Here is a 16,631-nt window from a genome sequence, read left to right as displayed (position 1 = left end):
TCAATCCTTTTTTTCAATTTGGTTAATAGCATTCACAATTTTTGGTAGATTTTTAAAATGGACGTATGATTTGTTATAATCGCCGTAATTTATAGCGGGAGACCCCTGCAGTACTTCACCGTTCTTGACATTTCTACCGATACCTGACTGTGCCTGTATCTTTACATGGTCTCCTATTGTAATGTGGCCCACAATTCCCACCTGTCCACCGATCATACAATGCTTTCCGATTTTGGTGGATCCTGCGATTCCGGTTTGGGCCGCAATGACCGTATGTTCCCCGATTTCAACATTGTGGGCAATCTGAATCTGGTTGTCAAGCTTTACCCCTTTTCGCAATATTGTAGAGCCTAAAGTCGCCCTGTCTATTGTAGTTCCGGCACCCACATCTACGTCATCTTCAAGTACCACATTACCTGTTTGGGGCACTTTTTTGAACGATCCGTTCTTGTTCGGCGAAAACCCGAATCCGTCCGCCCCAATAATTGCACCACTGTGAATAATGCAATTATTGCCTATTATTGTTTCTGAATTGATCTTGGCACCTGCCAAAATCACTACATTGTCGCCAATATTGACATTGTCACCGACATATACGTTCGGATAGATTTTCACGCCATTACCAATGCTGACATTATTGCCCAAGTAAGCAAAGGCGCCCAAGTAAAAATCCTCTCCGTAAGTGGTCGATTCAGAGATATATACCGGGTTTTCCAGGCCGACCTTCGTATTTTTGACTTGATTGTAATACTCCAATAATTTTGAGAACGATTCATAGGCGTCATCAACTTTTATGAGCGTTGTCTCAAGGCCATGTTCTGGAATAAAATCTTTATTGACAATGGTGATCGAAGCTTTGGTGGTATAGATGTACGAAGTGTATTTGGGATTGGCCAGAAAAGTAAGTGAGCCTTTTTCACCTTCCTCGATTTTAGCGAGTTTATGAACGGCTATCTCTGGATTTCCTTCGATTTCACCCTCCAGAATACCCGCAATCTGACCAGCTGTAAACACCATGGGCACAAAAGTAAGAAAAATAGTTATACAGATTCCTTGGGGTAACACATATAATATTTGATCACTTTTTTAGAGAGCGCTTTCAAGTTCAATTGATCGGATGCCTTGGCCACATCGACCAATTTTCCATTCTTTTTCAAAATATTGATGTTCTGCCTATCACGATCGTAAGCTTGATTTTCAATGATGCCCGAAAAAACGAAATATGAGGTCTCTTCATCGGTTAGGCGGTGCCGTAATTTGAACGCTTGAAAATGTTCATCTAACTTAGCTTTGTCAATCGGCCGGTTTTTTAATTTGATGTTCAGCAACCTGCGGTTAATGACCATTTGACACAATCTGGACAGTACAAAATCAGGATGGTCTTGCCACTGCTTGACGGCTGCCAATAGGTCAATATCATCCATTTGCGCAAATCTGACCAATACCTCTTTATCAAAGTTTTCTTGGTTTATTCGTTTCGATATAAAGTAGTAGAGCGTGCTGTCGCAGTTTACCACCACTCCATTCGACACCAACCCTTTTACCCTTTTCAAAATAAGTATGAGCAACTGTTCTGCGACCAAACCTGTTTTATGCAAATAAACCTGCCAATACATGAAACGTCTGGCCATTAAAAACTTTTCGACCGAGTAAATGCCTTTTTCCTCCACCACAAGATTGCCGTCGATCACGTTCAGCATGGTAATCAAACGCTCGGCATTGATATTACCCTCGGCCACACCGGTGTAGAAACTGTCCCGCTTTAGATAGTCGAGACGGTCCATATCCAGTTGACTCGATACTAAATGGTTCAGGAATTTTTTTGGGTGACGACCTTTGAATATTTCAATGGCGAGCGTTAAACTTCCGTTAAACTCACGGTTCAGTTGCTCCATAAAAAGTAATGAAATCTGCTCGTGCGAGATATTTTCCACCAGACTATGTTCCATAGCATGTGAAAAGGGGCCATGCCCGATATCATGCATAAGTATCGCACATAAGAGGCCGGCCTCCTCCTCATCAGTAATTGCAACACCTTTAAAACGAAGTACTTGTATCGATTGGCCCATTAAATGCATACTGCCCAAGGCGTGGTGAAAACGGGTATGATGGGCACCTGGGTAAACCAAATACGAAAGCCCCATTTGTGATATGCGGCGAAGTCTCTGAAAGTACGGATGTTCAATCAGGTCGAAAATAAGGGGGCTGGGAATTCTAATAAATCCGTAAATTGGATCATTGAAAATTTTAAGCTTCTTTGAGGTTGTCAAAACGGTTTTCGATTTGCTTAATTCATAAGGCAAAGTTAACCAAAAGCATGACTATCGAATTTGCAAAATTGCGAGTTTGACGATTTAGCAAAGTATCATGTGATAATATTGTCAACTTCATAACCCGATAACCCTTGCAAAAAAATGAATGAAATAACCATTCTCTGGGTCGACGATGAAATCGATTTGCTAAAACCCCACATCTTGTTCCTAGAAGGAAAAAACTACAAAGTAATTACCTGTAAAAGTGGACAGGAAGCCCTTGAAGAATTGGAGAACCAGCGCATCGACATTGTTTTTTTGGATGAGAACATGCCCGGCATATCGGGATTGGAGACCTTGAACGAAATCAAGATCATCGATTCTTCGATACCCGTTGTCATGATCACAAAAAGTGAGGAAGAGTTTATAATGGAAGAAGCCATTGGCTCAAAAATTGCCGATTATCTAATTAAACCAGTGAATCCCAATCAAATACTTTTATCACTCAAAAAAAACTTGGACCACTCGCGATTGGTATCCGAAAGAACTACGGCCAATTACCAACAAGAATTTAGAAAAATTGCCATGGACCTTTCAATGGTCAATAGTGTCGAAGAATGGATCGACCTCTATAAAAAACTGATTTATTGGGAGTTGCAGCTTGAAGAAATCGAAGATAAGGGCATGTTCGAAATATTGGAATCGCAAAAGGTCGAGGCCAATAACCAATTCGGAAAATTCGTCGAAAAAAATTATGCCGATTGGTTCGTTAATCATGATGGCCCCGTAATGTCACACACCTTGTTCAAAGAGTGGATTGTACCGGAAATCAAGGACAGGCCTACCCTTTTGGTCGTGATCGATAACTTACGCTACGACCAATGGTATGCTTTTGAAGACACGGTAAGTTCGTTTTTCAAAAAGACCAAAGAAAAATCGTATTTCAGCATTTTACCTACCGCGACCCAATATGCGCGCAACGCGATTTTTTCGGGATTGATGCCATTGGATATGGAAAAAAAATATCCGCAATGGTGGAAAAATGATACCGATGAGGGTGGAAAAAATCTTTTTGAGAACAAATTTCTCAATGAACAGATCAAACGATTAGGACTTGATATAAAGTGGGAATATCATAAAATCAGCAGTCTGAAACAGGGAAGACAGTTGTCACAAAATTTTAGATCTCAAAAAGACAACGACCTTACCGCCATAGTATATAATTTCGTCGATATGCTTTCACATTCAAAGACCGAAATGGATGTTATCAAAGAATTGGCATCCAACGACAAGTCATATCGTTCGTTGACCCAAAGTTGGTTCAAGAATTCCCCGCTATTGGAAATCATTCAGCAAGCCCAGGGAATGGGCATGAAACTGATCATCACGACCGACCATGGAACCATCAATGTAAAGCAACCGTCAAAGGTCATCGGCGACAAGGATACCAGTCTAAATCTGCGCTACAAAACAGGTCGAAGCCTATCTTATGAAGAAAAGGATGTTTTGGAGGCCCGTGATCCGCGCCGTATTCATTTACCAAGCATAAACATGAGCAGTTCGTTTATTTTTGCGAAAAATGACCTTTTCTTTGCATACCCGAACAACTATAACCATTATGTAAATTATTACCGAAACACCTATCAGCATGGCGGCGTATCTTTGGAGGAAATGATCATTCCCTACATTGTGTTAGAACCAAGATGAAAAGTATATTAGCAATTCAATGCTTCAACGACAGATTTACTTCGAACTCTTTGTCGTTGTTGCGGCAAGTAGAATTAATGAAATCGTAATGTAGTGCTGTCAAAACATTATAACATCGGGCAATTAAAAGAAACCGCCGAGCTAATATTAAATGCCGCTACCTCAAAAACTTTATGTTTTTATGGCACCATGGGTGCGGGCAAGACAACATTGATCAAAGCATTGGTCAAGCAACTGGAGGGACACGACACGGCCAATAGCCCTACCTTTGGCATTGTCAATGAATATCACTTTCAAGAAGGAAATCTTTTAGGGTACCATTTTGATTTTTACCGCCTTAATGATGAAACCGAGGCCTTGGATTTGGGGCTCGAAGATTACTTGGCCCAAGACTGTTGGGTCTTTATGGAGTGGCCTGAAAAAATACCCTCTTTTCTACCGATCGAAAGGACTGAGATCCAAATTGAAATTTTGGACGAGGTAACTCGTGAACTTCATATCACCAACATTTGAACTCGACCATACTTAAATACATCCCTTAAAAAGAGAGGGTCTAAAAAATACGATCGAATGTCATATTGAGCCTGTCGAATTATTCTGACTTATTGACCGTAAATAATTTGGGTTTTGACAAGATCAACCTGACAATAGGTTTAAATTGACTTTTTTAGATGCCCTCTTTTATCCCGTAATTCCGATGAAATGCATTTTTTTGGGACAAAATGTTTAATTTTTCCGTTGAAATACACATTTTAATAGTTTTTATTCTTACATTCGCAGCAAGTAGTTGTAAGAATTCTAAACTAAAAACCCCAAAAAGATGAACACTAGAAAAATTTTATTCGCCTTGATGGCCAGTTTTGCATTATTGGCCGCTTCTTGTACACCAAATACCGCCGAGGACGATTTGTACGATAATGGCGTAGATAAGACCAAAATACCATCTCAAAAGGATTAAGTTTGGAGGGTTAGGCGTATCACCTAAAGCAACAAACATTTATAGTTAGAGGAAACTTGACGATTTATTTAAGTTGTAGATGGTGGGTTAAATACTGCACTTAATCGATTTTAACGTATTTAGTAATTAGGGCAATCAATAAATTGCCCTTTTCTTCGTTACAAGAATTAATGCCATAATGTAATTCCAAGGTACGATGAAGAAGAGATTGTCAGAAAAAAGTGCTAAGGCCAAAAGAAGGCTCCTGATTGATTCTATTGGTATATTCCTAATTATTATTTCTCCTTTCGTCTTTAAATTACATCAATATCTTCCCGGCAACCCAGAAGCAACAATAGAATTTCTTGGCCTTACGTTCGATCGAAATGGTTTTGCAGACCTGAGTACCTATGGTTGGTTTCTTTTGAGTAAAATAGTTCCTTTCTACCTGTTGATAATGTGGTTTTTCACCTGTAAGCATTGGTGGTATCACATTATTTTAATCCCTATTTCGATGTATGCCTTTCAACTTTTCGAGGTAATCTATTCGGATGACAACATTGTTGACACGGACAACTTGCTTTGGCTCTTACCCGTTTGTATGGTAGTAATACCCTTCGTTTATTTGATTCGGATTAGATTATACGACCGTCATGTGCATGGTATCGATTTAGAGGCCATGGAAGCCGAATTGGAAATGCTTAGGGAAAAACATAAGGATAACGACTCATCCCCTGCAAATAAAGACATTGAGGAAGACCCCGTTGATCTTACCGAGCTATCATTTTCGGAAAGAATCGATTATTTATTGTCAACAAAAAAATTGGAATCGTATTTCAAGCAATTTCAACACTACGTACAGAATCATCTTCACTTAAAATTCTAGAGAGTAGTTGATGTTATAGCCCTTCGTTTCATCAAAAAAGTGTAATTTTAATTTTCTTGCTGCTATTGCAGTCCCTGACTTTATTTTGATTACATGGATCGACCAACTTCGCCATTTAGCAGGCAGCAATTGCTTCCACAAGAAGAAACCCTAGAGGTCTTAAAACAAAAAGGTGAACTTTTCATTGGTATACCAAAAGAAAACCAATATCAGGAAAAGCGTATTTGTCTAACCCCCGACGCCGTCAACGCGATTACGGCGCACGGGCACCGTGTACTTATTGAGGCGGGGGCCGGTGAAGGTGCCCATTATTCAGACATCGAATACACCGATGCCGGGGCCGAAATCACCAAGGACACCAAAAAAGTTTTTGGTTGCCCCTTACTTCTAAAAGTCGAACCGCCGACTTTGGCCGAAATCGATCTCATGAACCCCCAGACCACCATAATATCGGCATTGCAGATCAAAACACAGTCAAAGAACTATTTTGAGGAATTGGCAAAAAAAAGGATAACGGCCGTGGCGTTCGAATATATTCGTGATGAAGACGGTAAGTACCCTGCTGTGCGGTCACTAAGTGAAATTGCGGGAATATCCTCGGTGCTCATTGCTTCGGAGATCATGTCGAAGACCAACAAAGGCAATGGACTTATGTTCGGAAATATAAGTGGGGTGCCTCCCGTTGAAGTTGTTATCATCGGTGCCGGTACGGTCGGTGAATTTGCGGCAAGATCGGCCCTCGGCCTTGGCGGAAATATTAAGGTGTTCGATAATTCGATAACCAAATTGCGTAACATTCAGACCAATCTTAAACAGACCGTTTATACATCGACGATCCAGCCCAAAAACCTCCTAAAGGCTTTAAAACGTTGTGATGTCGCGATTGGAGCCACTAGGGGAAAAGACCGCGCGCCCGTAGTTGTTTCCAGCAGTATGGTCGAGCATATGAAGAAAGGGGCCGTGATCATCGATGTCAGTATCGATACGGGTGGCTGTTTTGAGACCAGCGAGATAACCACTCATGACAAACCTACCCGCGAAAAATTCGGGGTCATTCATTATGCCGTACCCAATATTCCATCAAGGTACCCGAAAACAGCGTCAATTTCTATCAGCAATATCTTTACGCCCTACCTATTGAAGCTCGGAGAGGATGGTGGACTCGAAAATTCACTACGGTTCGACAAGGGTTTGCGAAATGGGCTGTATCTTTACCACGGAATTTTGACCAATAAATCGGTCGGCGAATGGTTCGACTTGCAGTACAGCGATATTAATTTCCTCATATTTTAATCAAAACAATGGCTTTTTTAAAGCGTTTGGGATTTTACCTTCTCGGGCTTTCTATAGGAATGGTTTTTTTGGCATTCTTCTTCAAGAAAAAATCGGAAGAAACCGGGGTTTCTTTCTGCTATCTGCCCAATTGTAGAACATTAAAGGATATTAGGTCGAAACCTTTGGAATATTCAGATCGGATTTCTGATATGATCGCCGATAAAATAATAGATTCAACCGATATAGCACATTTTTTTCTTGAAGGGGATGTAGATTTTGGAAGCAGCGATACCAAATCAAAGCCTTGTAAATTCTACTTTATAGAGGGCGAAATCAACAACGGGCCTGCCGTACTCGAAGTCAAGAACTGCGAAGATAAAGTCGTGGCGGTCGATCTGCATCAATAAAGCCTGGCAGAATGGCACTGGATTCTTTTGTGTATCGACTATATTTTCCGTCGCTTGCGTTCTTTTTTCAATAAGGATAGCTCTCGTGTTGTCTGGCCGGCAACCGAAGTATTTTCTTCCGCCCTTCTTATCAGATAGGGCATCACATCGCGCACGGGGCCGAACGGAAGGTACTTGGCCACATTATATTTTTTTGCGGCCAGGTTGAACGATATATGATCGCTCATACCATAGAGTTGACCGAACCAGATTCTTGGGTCTGAGTTGGCAATTCCTGCCTCTTTCATGAGCTGCATTAATTTGTAGCAACTTTCTTCATTATGAGTTCCCGCAAAAAGTGATATATCGTCAAGATTATCTATCATATAGCTGACGGCAGTATCAAAATTTTCATCGGTTTCTTTTTTCGATGCACAGATAGGGGAAGGATATCCTTTTTTCTCGGCCCTTTCATTCTCTTTTTCCATATAGGCCCCGCGAACCGCTTTGATTCCGATTTTAAATCCGCCTTCCTTAGCTCTTTGATGTAAGGCCTTGAGATAGTCAAAACGGTCCCACCGGTACATTTGCAGAGTATTGAACACGATGGTTTTCTTCTTGTTGTACTTTTGCATCATAGCTTCGGTCAAAGTATCGGCGGCATCTTGCATCCAGCTTTCTTCGGCGTCTATTAGCAACGATACGTCCAAATCATAGGCTTTTTTACAGGTCTTGTCGAAACGTGCCACTACCCGGTCCCATTCCGCTTGTTCCGAAGCATCGAGTATTTTTCCTTCCCCTATTTTTTTGAAAAGAGCGATTCGACCATACCCGGTTGGTTTGAAAACGGCAAAGGGAATGGCCTCTTTTTCTTTCACAAAGGTGAGTACTTTCAGGATCATCTGAAGTGCATCGTCCAAAGGGTCTTCGGTATCCTTTCCCTCGACCGAATAATCCAAAATGGAACAAACTCCTTTTCCCCACATCTTATCAACTACCGGAAGGCAGTCAATTTCGTTGACCCCTCCGCAAAAATGGTCAAAAACGGTCGCACGAATCAGACCTTCGACGGGCAAGTGCGCCTTAATGGCAAAATTGGTCACAGCGGTACCCATGCGCACCAAGGGCTCGTTCGCTATCATTTTGAACAAAAAATAGGCACGCTCCAACTCAGAATCGGTCTTCAAAGCGAACGCCGTTGCAGTATCCTCAAAAATCCTGTCCATTTTTGTCGATTTTTTAGCGACCCAAATATAAAGACGTTAATTGTATTCTTTTGATAAAAATTAACCTTTATTTTGTGTCATAATCCTGATGGATAAACCGTTTTATGAAAGCCATGCAAAGAACCGACAAGCACTCGATTATCACATCTGAATACGCCGTGTATTTTAACACTCTTGCTTTTCAGGCACTTAATGAGCACTTGAAAAAGATCGCGTACTCAAAAATATTCATACTGGTGGACGAGAATACGAAAAGACATTGTCTACCCCTATTCTTTCAAGCGGTAAGCGGTTCAAAATCAATGCAGATCATAGAGATAGTTTCTGGCGAAGCCAACAAGAACATATCAACTTGTCTTAACGTTTGGAATACGCTTTCTGATTTCGATGCCGATCGTAAAAGTCTTTTGATAAACCTTGGGGGCGGGGTAATAACGGATTTGGGCGGTTTTGTGGCCTCCACTTTCAAGAGGGGCATTAAATTCATCAACATACCCTCTACTCTCTTGGCCATGGTCGATGCTTCGGTAGGAGGAAAAACGGGTGTAGATCTTGGTGCCTTAAAGAATCAGATCGGGGTGATCAACCAACCTGAAATGGTTCTTATAGTGACCGATTTTCTTTCGACCCTTGAACCACGACAGCTTCAGAGCGGCTTTGCCGAAATGCTGAAACATGGATTAATACTGGATCCCCAATATTGGAAAATACTTAATAAGGTTTCCGATTTCAATGGTTTGGACGAGTCGATCCATAAATCGGTTCAGATCAAAAACCATGTGGTCATGAAAGATCCGACCGAACTGAACCTTAGAAAAGTCTTGAACTTCGGCCATACATTGGGACATGCTATCGAGTCGTATTTTTTGGATAGTGAATCGCACGAACTCTTGCTGCATGGCGAAGCCATTGCCATAGGCATGGTAATGGAAGCATATCTTTCTTATAAACTAACAGGGCTTCCTGAAAATGAATTGACCGAAATCACGACGTCGTTCGTAGGTCGGTATGGCAAAGTAGAATTTTTGAACGATGACATCAAGCAAATTCTATCCCTTTTAAAATTTGACAAGAAAAACAGCCATGGCAATATCAACTTCGTACTTCTTGAAACCATCGGATCTCCTAAGATCGATGTCCGTGTTCCTGAGAATTTACTAGTGGAAGCCTTTGCTTACTACGCGGAACAATAACTTCATATACTAAAATCTACATTTGACAACTCTTTGCGCGAACCAATCTGAAAAATATATAGATTGGTTGAAAGTTTTCGTTATCGGTATAACTGTTCAAAACGATTAAACTGAAGATGTGATTAACCGCTTTGTCTAACCAACAAGCCAAACGACCTACTTATGTTACGTAAAATTGTAGATTACAAAAAGTTGGACCACCAGTTGGCCGCATTACTGATCGAGACCTACCCCGACGGGTACGGAGATGACGATATCATATCGTTCAAGAACCTTAGCGGTGAAATTGTAGAAGCCGTAGAGTTAAGGACGGACGATGTCATGTACCTTGTCAAAATCAGCAAAAGTTTGGCGAACTTTATTTCGAACTTCGAAGACAACATTGAAAAAGAACTGGAAATCGACGAGGAGGTCGACGCGGACCCAGTGCTTGAAGAAGTTGATTCAAATGGTATGGAGCTGGAAAAGGGCATCGATTCTGATACCGAAGACGAGTTCGACTTTGACTAAGCCTTCAGGTATCTTTCCCTTATAACATTTCTGTGATAGCGCTGATGGCCACATATTACAAAACCCAATGCAGCAACGCTCCATTCCAGATCACTGGCCAACCCTTTTAGCTCAAGCTTACTTCTATCGAGATTAGCAAAAAGTGCAATCGTAGATCTGCGAACCGTTTTGTATTCTTCGATTATACTTTCTTTGGTATATCTTTTTGTATTAAGACCGGCAACATAAAGGTCTTGTTCGAAACCTGGCAATGGTGTTTTGTCCCCACGACAAAAACGCAGGGCCCGATACTGAAAAACACGTTCAGAATCGATTATGTGCAATAGCACTTCGGTAATTGTCCATTTGCCTTCGCCGTACGAATAGTCCATTTGATCATCCGGGATGCTTTCAATGAACTTTGGGAAGTTGTTCATCTGCCTCCTGAGCATGTCCATCAATTCGACATCACCCAATGTATCAATATACTTTTTATAGAATGGTTCTGGTAAGGGAAGTATTATGTCGGTGGTTCTCATAGCTAAAAAAGTTCCGGTTACGGAACATGGTCAGAATTCGACGATAAATCTTTAGTGCTATATTTCGTTAAAAATCGTATGCATCAATCTTTTTTTATCATTGATGCTTTCTTCCAATGAAATCATGGTTTCGGTACGACTTATTCCATCAATGTCGTCGATCTTGAAAATAATGTTTTTCGCATGATTGGTATCCCTAGCACGTATTTTGCAAAAGATGTTGAATTTGCCCGTTGTTATATGGGCCACAGTAACATTGGGTATTTGATCCAACCGTTCCAAGACAAACTTTGTTTGGTGGGTCTTTTCTAAAAAAATACCGACATAGGCGATAAAGGCATACCCCAATTTTACATAATCAAGTGTCAGTGACGACCCTTTTATTATTCCGGCATCCTCCATCTTTTTTACCCGAACGTGTACCGTTCCGGCCGAAATAAGCAATTTTTTAGCAATATCGGTAAAGGGAGTTCGCGTATTATCTATCAATAAATCAAGAATCTGATGATCTATTTCGTCTAACTTAACTTTGGCCATATTCACAAAATTTTAGCAAAAATAAGGAATTGAAGAATTAAATTCATTCAAACTTGATTTTTTTTAACGAAAATGTAATATTTCGTTCCAATATGCCAAAGAAGTGCATTGTTACCTAAATATCAGTTCCATTATCCGGGTATCTTTTTTCAATGCGTTCAAACTTTGCTCGTCAGCACAGTCATATTCCCGATGCCCGAAAAAGTGCTTTAGATTTCCTTGTAAATCGATTTTGGGATTAAAGCTGATCTTGCCATTTGCCAATTCCTCATGATAAAGTATGCCAAGCGTTTCGTCTTTTTGACGTTTAGAATCGACCACATGGGCATTGTAGATCAGAATATCGCAGAATCTTTTGTTGTTCTCGGGTATTTGAAAATAAAGCTCCCTGTTAAAGTCTTTGAAAAGCCCATTTGCTATGGTATATAGCGCCTTTAGCATGGCGAAAAAAACAAACTTGCGCGTTTCTTCGCGTTGATAGTCCCCTTGGTAATGTCCTGCCTCAAAAAGTACGGTTGGTGTTTCCAGAATTTGAAAAGTATCACCGACACAGTTGGCGTTGAAAGCATCATCGTAGCGCCCTACCTGGCCGGGTATTATTTTTTGAAGCTCTTCATTCATGGCATGGATCAGGGCCATACTTTTCAATCTGGCAGGTGATAGGTCACGATTATCATTAAAAGCAGGCGACAGAAACGAGACCGTGGCGGGTTTATCGGTTTCACCGACATTGTAAATCGTGCGTTGGTCATGAAGGTTGAAACAATAGTTTGGCAAAAAATCATGATATACCTCTCGAAGCACCTGGCTTTCGGGCTGCGTTCTTTTTTGTGCATCACGGTTGAGGTCTACACCATTGGCATTGACACGCGTGTAGGCCTCGGCGCCATCAGGATTCAGCATAGGTATGATCTTGATCGTACAATTGTCGAGCAAATATTCTCCCTGTTGTGTGTCGTTGGCAAAATAATTGATCAGATCGACAACCGCTTTGGTAGTGGTCGATTCATTACCATGCATTTGCGACCACATCAAAACCTTTTGTGGCCCCGTACCCAAAATTATCGCTTGAATAGTTCTTTGTTCAACAGACCTACCGATCGTTTCGATATTGAAAGCGGTATTCTCTAGAAACCCCGAAATCTGCCCATGCGTTATATATCTTCCGGTTAGCGAATTCTCCTTAATAGAGATATAAGTCTCATCTGATATGATCATAAGCATTTAATACTAGAGCGTAAAAATACATGCAATATAAATTACATTTGTAAACATGGAGGTTATTTGCCTTGCACTTATCGATAGCTGTAACATTCATTCTATCTACATTTGTAATCAAAATTTTTTTAAATTTAAAATACTGTACATATATAATTAGTATTCAGATTTTTAAATTTACCTATTTTAAGCTTTAATTAATGATAATAAGTATTATGAACAGGGCTTCGTTGAATAAATCTTCAACCTTATCATTACTTTTGACGAACATATTTTACAATAGTGAACTCAGAAGACTTCATCAAACGTTTGGAGGAGATATTTCATTATCATGGAATATCGGCCTCGGTATTTGCCGATAGGATCAATGTACAACGCTCCAGTATTTCCCATTTGCTTTCGGGAAGGAATAAGCCCAGTTTAGAGTTCGTACTCAAAGTTGTCAAGGCATTTCCAGAAGTGGACTTGTACTGGCTTTTGCAGGGCAAAGGTACTTTTCCAATGGACCATAAGAAATTGGAGGACTCCGCCCCTACCGATCCCATGACGCAAAATCAGCTGAACGAAAAATCATTCAGGTCTGAAAAACAAATAGATCGAATCATTATTTTGTATAACGACGGAAGCTTTGAATCTTTCAATCCTTTTAATCATTGACCATATTGGTTTGATGATTCCAAAATTGCAGATCAAGAAATAAAATCCGTTATTTTGCATTATGAAAAAATCATTATGGCTTCTTGTTGTCATGGGGACTATGCTAGCCTCATGCCATCAGCCCGAAAGATACTGTGAGGCTTACCGAAATGGGGTGTTTTCATTTGACTATATCGCTGATGGAATTGCCAAAACCGGCAAATTTACGAGACAGGGAGATTTGAGCATCGAATACTACGACGGAAAAATAGATAGCTCTTCGGTACGGTGGATCAATGATTGTGAATATGTGGTCAAGAAAATAAATCCTAAAAACAAATCTGAAGAGCGTTCCATTCATATGAAAATATTGTCCACAACGGAGAATTCTTATACATTTGAGTATAACATTGTTGGAGATAGCAACAAATCTAGGGGAACCGCGATTAAAACCAACTAAACACTAAAACCATGTTTGAAATCTTCACAAGTCCAGATGCTTGGATCGCCCTTTTGACCTTAACATTTTTAGAGATCGTACTCGGTATCGATAATATAATATTCATATCGATAGCGGCCGACAAATTGGAAAAGACCCAGCGCAGAAAGGCCACGAACATCGGATTAATACTGGCCATGGTAATGCGGATCGTGTTATTGTTCGGAATAACTTGGCTAACGGCCATGAAAAAACCTTTTTGGGAGTTTGAACATGATTGGATATCGGGAGGTATTAGCGGACAAGCGTTGATACTTTTTGCAGGCGGACTTTTTTTATTGTTCAAAAGTACCAGGGAGATACACGAAAAAGTAGAGCACAAAGGGCACGATGAGGTTGAGATAAAACGGTCTCAGTCCAGCTCGCTATCCAAAGCGATTGTACAGATAACACTTATCAACATCGTTTTTTCTTTCGATTCTATCTTAACGGCCATAGGAATGACCAATGGCATTTCACCTAATCCGAACGATGCGCTGGTATTGATGATCATCGCCGTCGTAATTTCAGTAGTGATAATGATGCTCTTTGCGAATCCCGTCGGGGAGTTTGTCAACAAACATCCTTCGATTCAAATTTTAGGACTCTCGTTTTTGATCCTTATCGGTTTCATGTTGATAGCCGAAGCCGCGCATATTGGCCACCTTGTCGTGTTCGACCAAGAAGTAGGCGTAATTCCTAAAGGGTATCTCTATTTCGCCATTGCATTCTCACTATTGGTCGAATTTTTGGATCTGCGGATGAAGAAAAACACAAAATCGGAAATTCGGGAAATTACCGAGAACGACCAGTAAACATTCGAAAAAGGACCAAGCGCTTCAAACCATGATCGACAACATCCCCGATAAGAAGGGATATCTTTGTTGGAATGGAAATCGCTCATAAAGTCCAAAACCTTTGGAAAGCACTCGGAAGCATTCAACTTTCTCAAAAAAGAATATGGTGTCATCCACGGCTACGTGAATAATATTGTGCTCCTATCAAAAGAGAACGATGGCGACGACAATAATTTGGTGCTCAATACATGGAAAAAGAAGGTTTGCTACCCATACACAATAAGCATATTACCGTAATCGAAAACCTTGGCAATGATGTCAAGAAGTCTCTAAAAAGGCAAGTGTAAGCCTCGTACGGAACAAATAATTCGCATTGATAAGGCCTGCTACGAAGACAAGAATCGACTTAGGACTCAAAATTCGTGACAAGGGTACAACCGCAAGATTGGAAAATTCAGGCCCCTTTGGCAATATGTGCACGCCTAGGGTGCGAACAGATTCTGTTGACCAAATCGACGAAGAACTATTCAAATGGTTAAGGGAAGCCTATGAACAGGCCAACTGACCGTTGCGCTAATTTAAACCTTAGTTCGGTCGTTCGAACACCATATCAGGATTCATTTTCTTTTGCATTTCAAACAAACGTTGCTGTTGTTTGACGGTCAAAGTACTCCCATCATGGCTCCATCCTGGTGGGCCAAAAACATACATGAATTTGTGATATAGTTTTGGAGATTTCTTCATATCCTTCCAAATATCCTTGTACTCATGGGTCAAAATCTCTAAAGGGTTGTGATTCTTGGGTGGATGGATAACCCCGTATTTCACATCGATGTCATCATCAAGTTCTTTCCAAGTGCCGAAAAGCTTATCGAAAATATTCAGGAAGCCCCCATGGTTCTTGTCCAAGTACTCGACGTTCTGAGCGTGATGTACCTGGTGCATCGTATGGGTATTGAATATTTTTTCGATAATTCCCATCTTAGGCACGTATTGGGAATGTAGCTGAAATTGCCATAGGGCCTCGATGCCGAGACAGACCATCACCACTTCCGGAGGGAAGCCTACTGCTGGCAGCCACATGTAGAACAACGGTTTATAGAGTATGGTGAACCATCCGTTGCGAACGGCCGTGCCCAAATTGAAATTATCCGAAGAATGATGTACGATGTGTGCGGCCCACAAGACACGTATCTCGTGATTGGCCCTATGGAACCAATAATAGGTAAAATCATCGGCCAACTGGCAGAGCAAAAACACCCACCACGCATAGCCGAATGATTTATAGCCCAAAAGATTGGTACGCACGCCATCAACTTCTGGATTAAAGAATTCGAAAGTCGCCTCAAAAAGTACAATGGCAAAGACAACCTTGAAAAAGGGCCCGATGATCGCCGAACCCACACCCATGAATCCACTGGCGAACAAATCCTTCCATTCGTACAGATCATCATCTCCGTGGGTCTTGCTATAGGTGAGCTCTAAAAGAATAAAAGCAATAAAACAAGGTACTCCGTAAACCAGGGGGTTGGTAAAATCCATTTAAAATAATTTTCGTCTAAAGATAATCGAATATAATTTGTATGCAGATTTATTTCTTTATATCCCTCAAAAGTTCGTTCTGCTCTTTCATCAATTTCTCCAAGTTCGACAACAATTCGATATTTTTTGGGGTTTCGACTTCCGGATCTTCTGGGTTCTCCGCCTTATCGCGAAAACGATTGATTCCCTTTAATAGGATAAAAATTGTGAACGCAACAATTCCGAAATCCACAAAAACCTCTATCATTTCGCCATAGCCGATCGCGACCTCTTCGACGGTGTCGGTGGCTTCTCTGAGAACCATTTTTTTGTTCGATAAATTGACCCCATCAGTTGCCAGGGACAAAGGCGGCATGATGATTTTTTTGACCAGGGTATTGACAACGGCATTAAAAGAGGCGCCAATGATAATTCCAATGGCCATGTCGATCATATTTCCTTTGATCGCAAAATTCTTGAACTCCTGTACAAAGTTTTTCATTTATTAGAAATTTTATGCATTGATCAACCGCCTCGCTTTCGCATAAAAAATT

General features: G+C 40.8%; 20 protein-coding genes and 1 pseudogene. 13 read left to right on the top strand and 8 right to left on the bottom strand.

What is annotated here, in order from left to right:
• The gene (lpxD, locus tag ACEZ3G_RS09780; protein WP_432425304.1) at positions 1-1,017 is read right to left on the bottom strand and encodes a UDP-3-O-(3-hydroxymyristoyl)glucosamine N-acyltransferase; all 1,017 of its coding nucleotides are present in this window, start codon (positions 1,015-1,017) and stop codon (positions 1-3) included.
• A 23-nt stretch (positions 1,018-1,040) separates the two neighbouring features.
• A complete protein-coding gene (locus ACEZ3G_RS09775; protein WP_432425303.1) occupies positions 1,041-2,270 on the bottom strand; it encodes an HD domain-containing protein in 1,230 nt (409 codons plus the stop codon).
• Positions 2,271-2,414: 144 nt separating this feature from the next.
• On the opposite strand from ACEZ3G_RS09775, the gene porX reads away from it, so the two are divergent.
• From porX to ACEZ3G_RS09745, 6 genes are all read left to right on the top strand, one after another.
• Positions 2,415-3,959: a T9SS response regulator signal transducer PorX gene (gene porX / locus ACEZ3G_RS09770; RefSeq protein ID WP_432425302.1), complete on the top strand. Its 1,545-nt coding sequence runs from the start codon at positions 2,415-2,417 to the stop codon at positions 3,957-3,959.
• 93 nt (positions 3,960-4,052) lie between these two features.
• Positions 4,053-4,472, top strand: coding sequence for a tRNA (adenosine(37)-N6)-threonylcarbamoyltransferase complex ATPase subunit type 1 TsaE (tsaE, locus tag ACEZ3G_RS09765; protein ID WP_432425301.1), 420 nt, complete (start codon positions 4,053-4,055; stop codon positions 4,470-4,472).
• Positions 4,473-4,779: 307 nt separating this feature from the next.
• Positions 4,780-4,917: a hypothetical protein gene (locus ACEZ3G_RS09760; protein WP_432425300.1), complete on the top strand. Its 138-nt coding sequence runs from the start codon at positions 4,780-4,782 to the stop codon at positions 4,915-4,917.
• A 196-nt stretch (positions 4,918-5,113) separates the two neighbouring features.
• Positions 5,114-5,782: a hypothetical protein gene (locus ACEZ3G_RS09755; protein WP_432425299.1), complete on the top strand. Its 669-nt coding sequence runs from the start codon at positions 5,114-5,116 to the stop codon at positions 5,780-5,782.
• A 93-nt stretch (positions 5,783-5,875) separates the two neighbouring features.
• Positions 5,876-7,075, top strand: coding sequence for an alanine dehydrogenase (locus ACEZ3G_RS09750; protein ID WP_432425298.1), 1,200 nt, complete (start codon positions 5,876-5,878; stop codon positions 7,073-7,075).
• Between the two features lie 8 nt (positions 7,076-7,083).
• Positions 7,084-7,464 (top strand): DUF4258 domain-containing protein, encoded by a 381-nt coding sequence (locus ACEZ3G_RS09745; RefSeq protein ID WP_432425297.1) that lies wholly within the window; start codon positions 7,084-7,086, stop codon positions 7,462-7,464.
• Between the two features lie 38 nt (positions 7,465-7,502).
• Here ACEZ3G_RS09745 and ACEZ3G_RS09740 read toward each other — a convergent pair whose 3' ends face one another.
• Entirely contained in the window at positions 7,503-8,669 is a 1,167-nt protein-coding gene (locus ACEZ3G_RS09740) for a proline dehydrogenase family protein (protein WP_432425296.1), read from the bottom strand.
• 113 nt (positions 8,670-8,782) lie between these two features.
• Here ACEZ3G_RS09740 and aroB point away from each other — a divergent pair, with 113 nt between their 5' ends.
• Both aroB and ACEZ3G_RS09730 read left to right on the top strand, forming a co-directional pair.
• Positions 8,783-9,862 carry a 3-dehydroquinate synthase gene (aroB, locus tag ACEZ3G_RS09735; protein WP_432425295.1) on the top strand — a complete coding sequence of 360 codons (1,080 nt, stop codon included), beginning with the start codon at positions 8,783-8,785 and terminating at the stop codon, positions 9,860-9,862.
• Between the two features lie 162 nt (positions 9,863-10,024).
• Positions 10,025-10,372 carry a hypothetical protein gene (locus tag ACEZ3G_RS09730; protein WP_432425294.1) on the top strand — a complete coding sequence of 116 codons (348 nt, stop codon included), beginning with the start codon at positions 10,025-10,027 and terminating at the stop codon, positions 10,370-10,372.
• On the opposite strand, the gene ACEZ3G_RS09725 is transcribed toward ACEZ3G_RS09730, so the two are convergent.
• From ACEZ3G_RS09725 to ACEZ3G_RS09715, 3 genes are all read right to left on the bottom strand, one after another.
• The gene (locus tag ACEZ3G_RS09725; RefSeq protein ID WP_432425293.1) at positions 10,369-10,890 is read right to left on the bottom strand and encodes a DinB family protein; all 522 of its coding nucleotides are present in this window, start codon (positions 10,888-10,890) and stop codon (positions 10,369-10,371) included. The genes ACEZ3G_RS09730 and ACEZ3G_RS09725 overlap by 4 nt on opposite strands.
• Positions 10,891-10,947: 57 nt before the next feature.
• The gene (locus tag ACEZ3G_RS09720) at positions 10,948-11,427 is read right to left on the bottom strand and encodes an Lrp/AsnC family transcriptional regulator (protein ID WP_432425292.1); all 480 of its coding nucleotides are present in this window, start codon (positions 11,425-11,427) and stop codon (positions 10,948-10,950) included.
• Positions 11,428-11,538: 111 nt separating this feature from the next.
• A complete protein-coding gene (locus tag ACEZ3G_RS09715) occupies positions 11,539-12,645 on the bottom strand; it encodes a M14 family metallopeptidase (protein WP_432425291.1) in 1,107 nt (368 codons plus the stop codon).
• Between the two features lie 279 nt (positions 12,646-12,924).
• On the opposite strand from ACEZ3G_RS09715, the gene ACEZ3G_RS09710 reads away from it, so the two are divergent.
• The 5 genes and pseudogenes from ACEZ3G_RS09710 to ACEZ3G_RS09690 all read left to right on the top strand — a co-directional run bounded on the left by ACEZ3G_RS09710 (position 12,925) and on the right by ACEZ3G_RS09690 (position 15,121).
• A complete protein-coding gene (locus ACEZ3G_RS09710) occupies positions 12,925-13,302 on the top strand; it encodes a helix-turn-helix domain-containing protein (RefSeq protein ID WP_432426057.1) in 378 nt (125 codons plus the stop codon).
• A 61-nt stretch (positions 13,303-13,363) separates the two neighbouring features.
• On the top strand, positions 13,364-13,741 hold the full coding sequence (locus tag ACEZ3G_RS09705; protein WP_432425290.1) for a DNA topoisomerase IV: 378 nt from the start codon (positions 13,364-13,366) through the stop codon (positions 13,739-13,741).
• An 11-nt stretch (positions 13,742-13,752) separates the two neighbouring features.
• Positions 13,753-14,574: a TerC family protein gene (locus tag ACEZ3G_RS09700; protein WP_432425289.1), complete on the top strand. Its 822-nt coding sequence runs from the start codon at positions 13,753-13,755 to the stop codon at positions 14,572-14,574.
• A gap of 66 nt (positions 14,575-14,640) precedes the next feature.
• Positions 14,641-14,697: pseudogene (locus ACEZ3G_RS09695) on the top strand (hypothetical protein); the annotation flags it as partial.
• 232 nt (positions 14,698-14,929) lie between these two features.
• On the top strand, positions 14,930-15,121 hold the full coding sequence (locus tag ACEZ3G_RS09690) for a DUF5655 domain-containing protein (RefSeq protein ID WP_432425288.1): 192 nt from the start codon (positions 14,930-14,932) through the stop codon (positions 15,119-15,121).
• Positions 15,122-15,141: 20 nt separating this feature from the next.
• Here the strand turns inward: ACEZ3G_RS09690 and ACEZ3G_RS09685 are convergent, their stop codons facing one another.
• Both ACEZ3G_RS09685 and mscL read right to left on the bottom strand, forming a co-directional pair.
• Complete coding sequence (locus ACEZ3G_RS09685; protein ID WP_432425287.1) at positions 15,142-16,098, bottom strand: sterol desaturase family protein; 957 nt, start codon at positions 16,096-16,098, stop codon at positions 15,142-15,144.
• Positions 16,099-16,147: 49 nt separating this feature from the next.
• On the bottom strand, positions 16,148-16,579 hold the full coding sequence (mscL, locus tag ACEZ3G_RS09680; RefSeq protein WP_432425286.1) for a large conductance mechanosensitive channel protein MscL: 432 nt from the start codon (positions 16,577-16,579) through the stop codon (positions 16,148-16,150).
• Positions 16,580-16,631: the final 52 nt, after the last annotated feature.

The organism is Meishania litoralis (assembly GCF_042611095.1).
GTDB classification, from domain to species: domain Bacteria; phylum Bacteroidota; class Bacteroidia; order Flavobacteriales; family Flavobacteriaceae; genus Meishania; species Meishania litoralis.
This window is presented reverse-complemented; position numbering and strand designations above follow the sequence as displayed.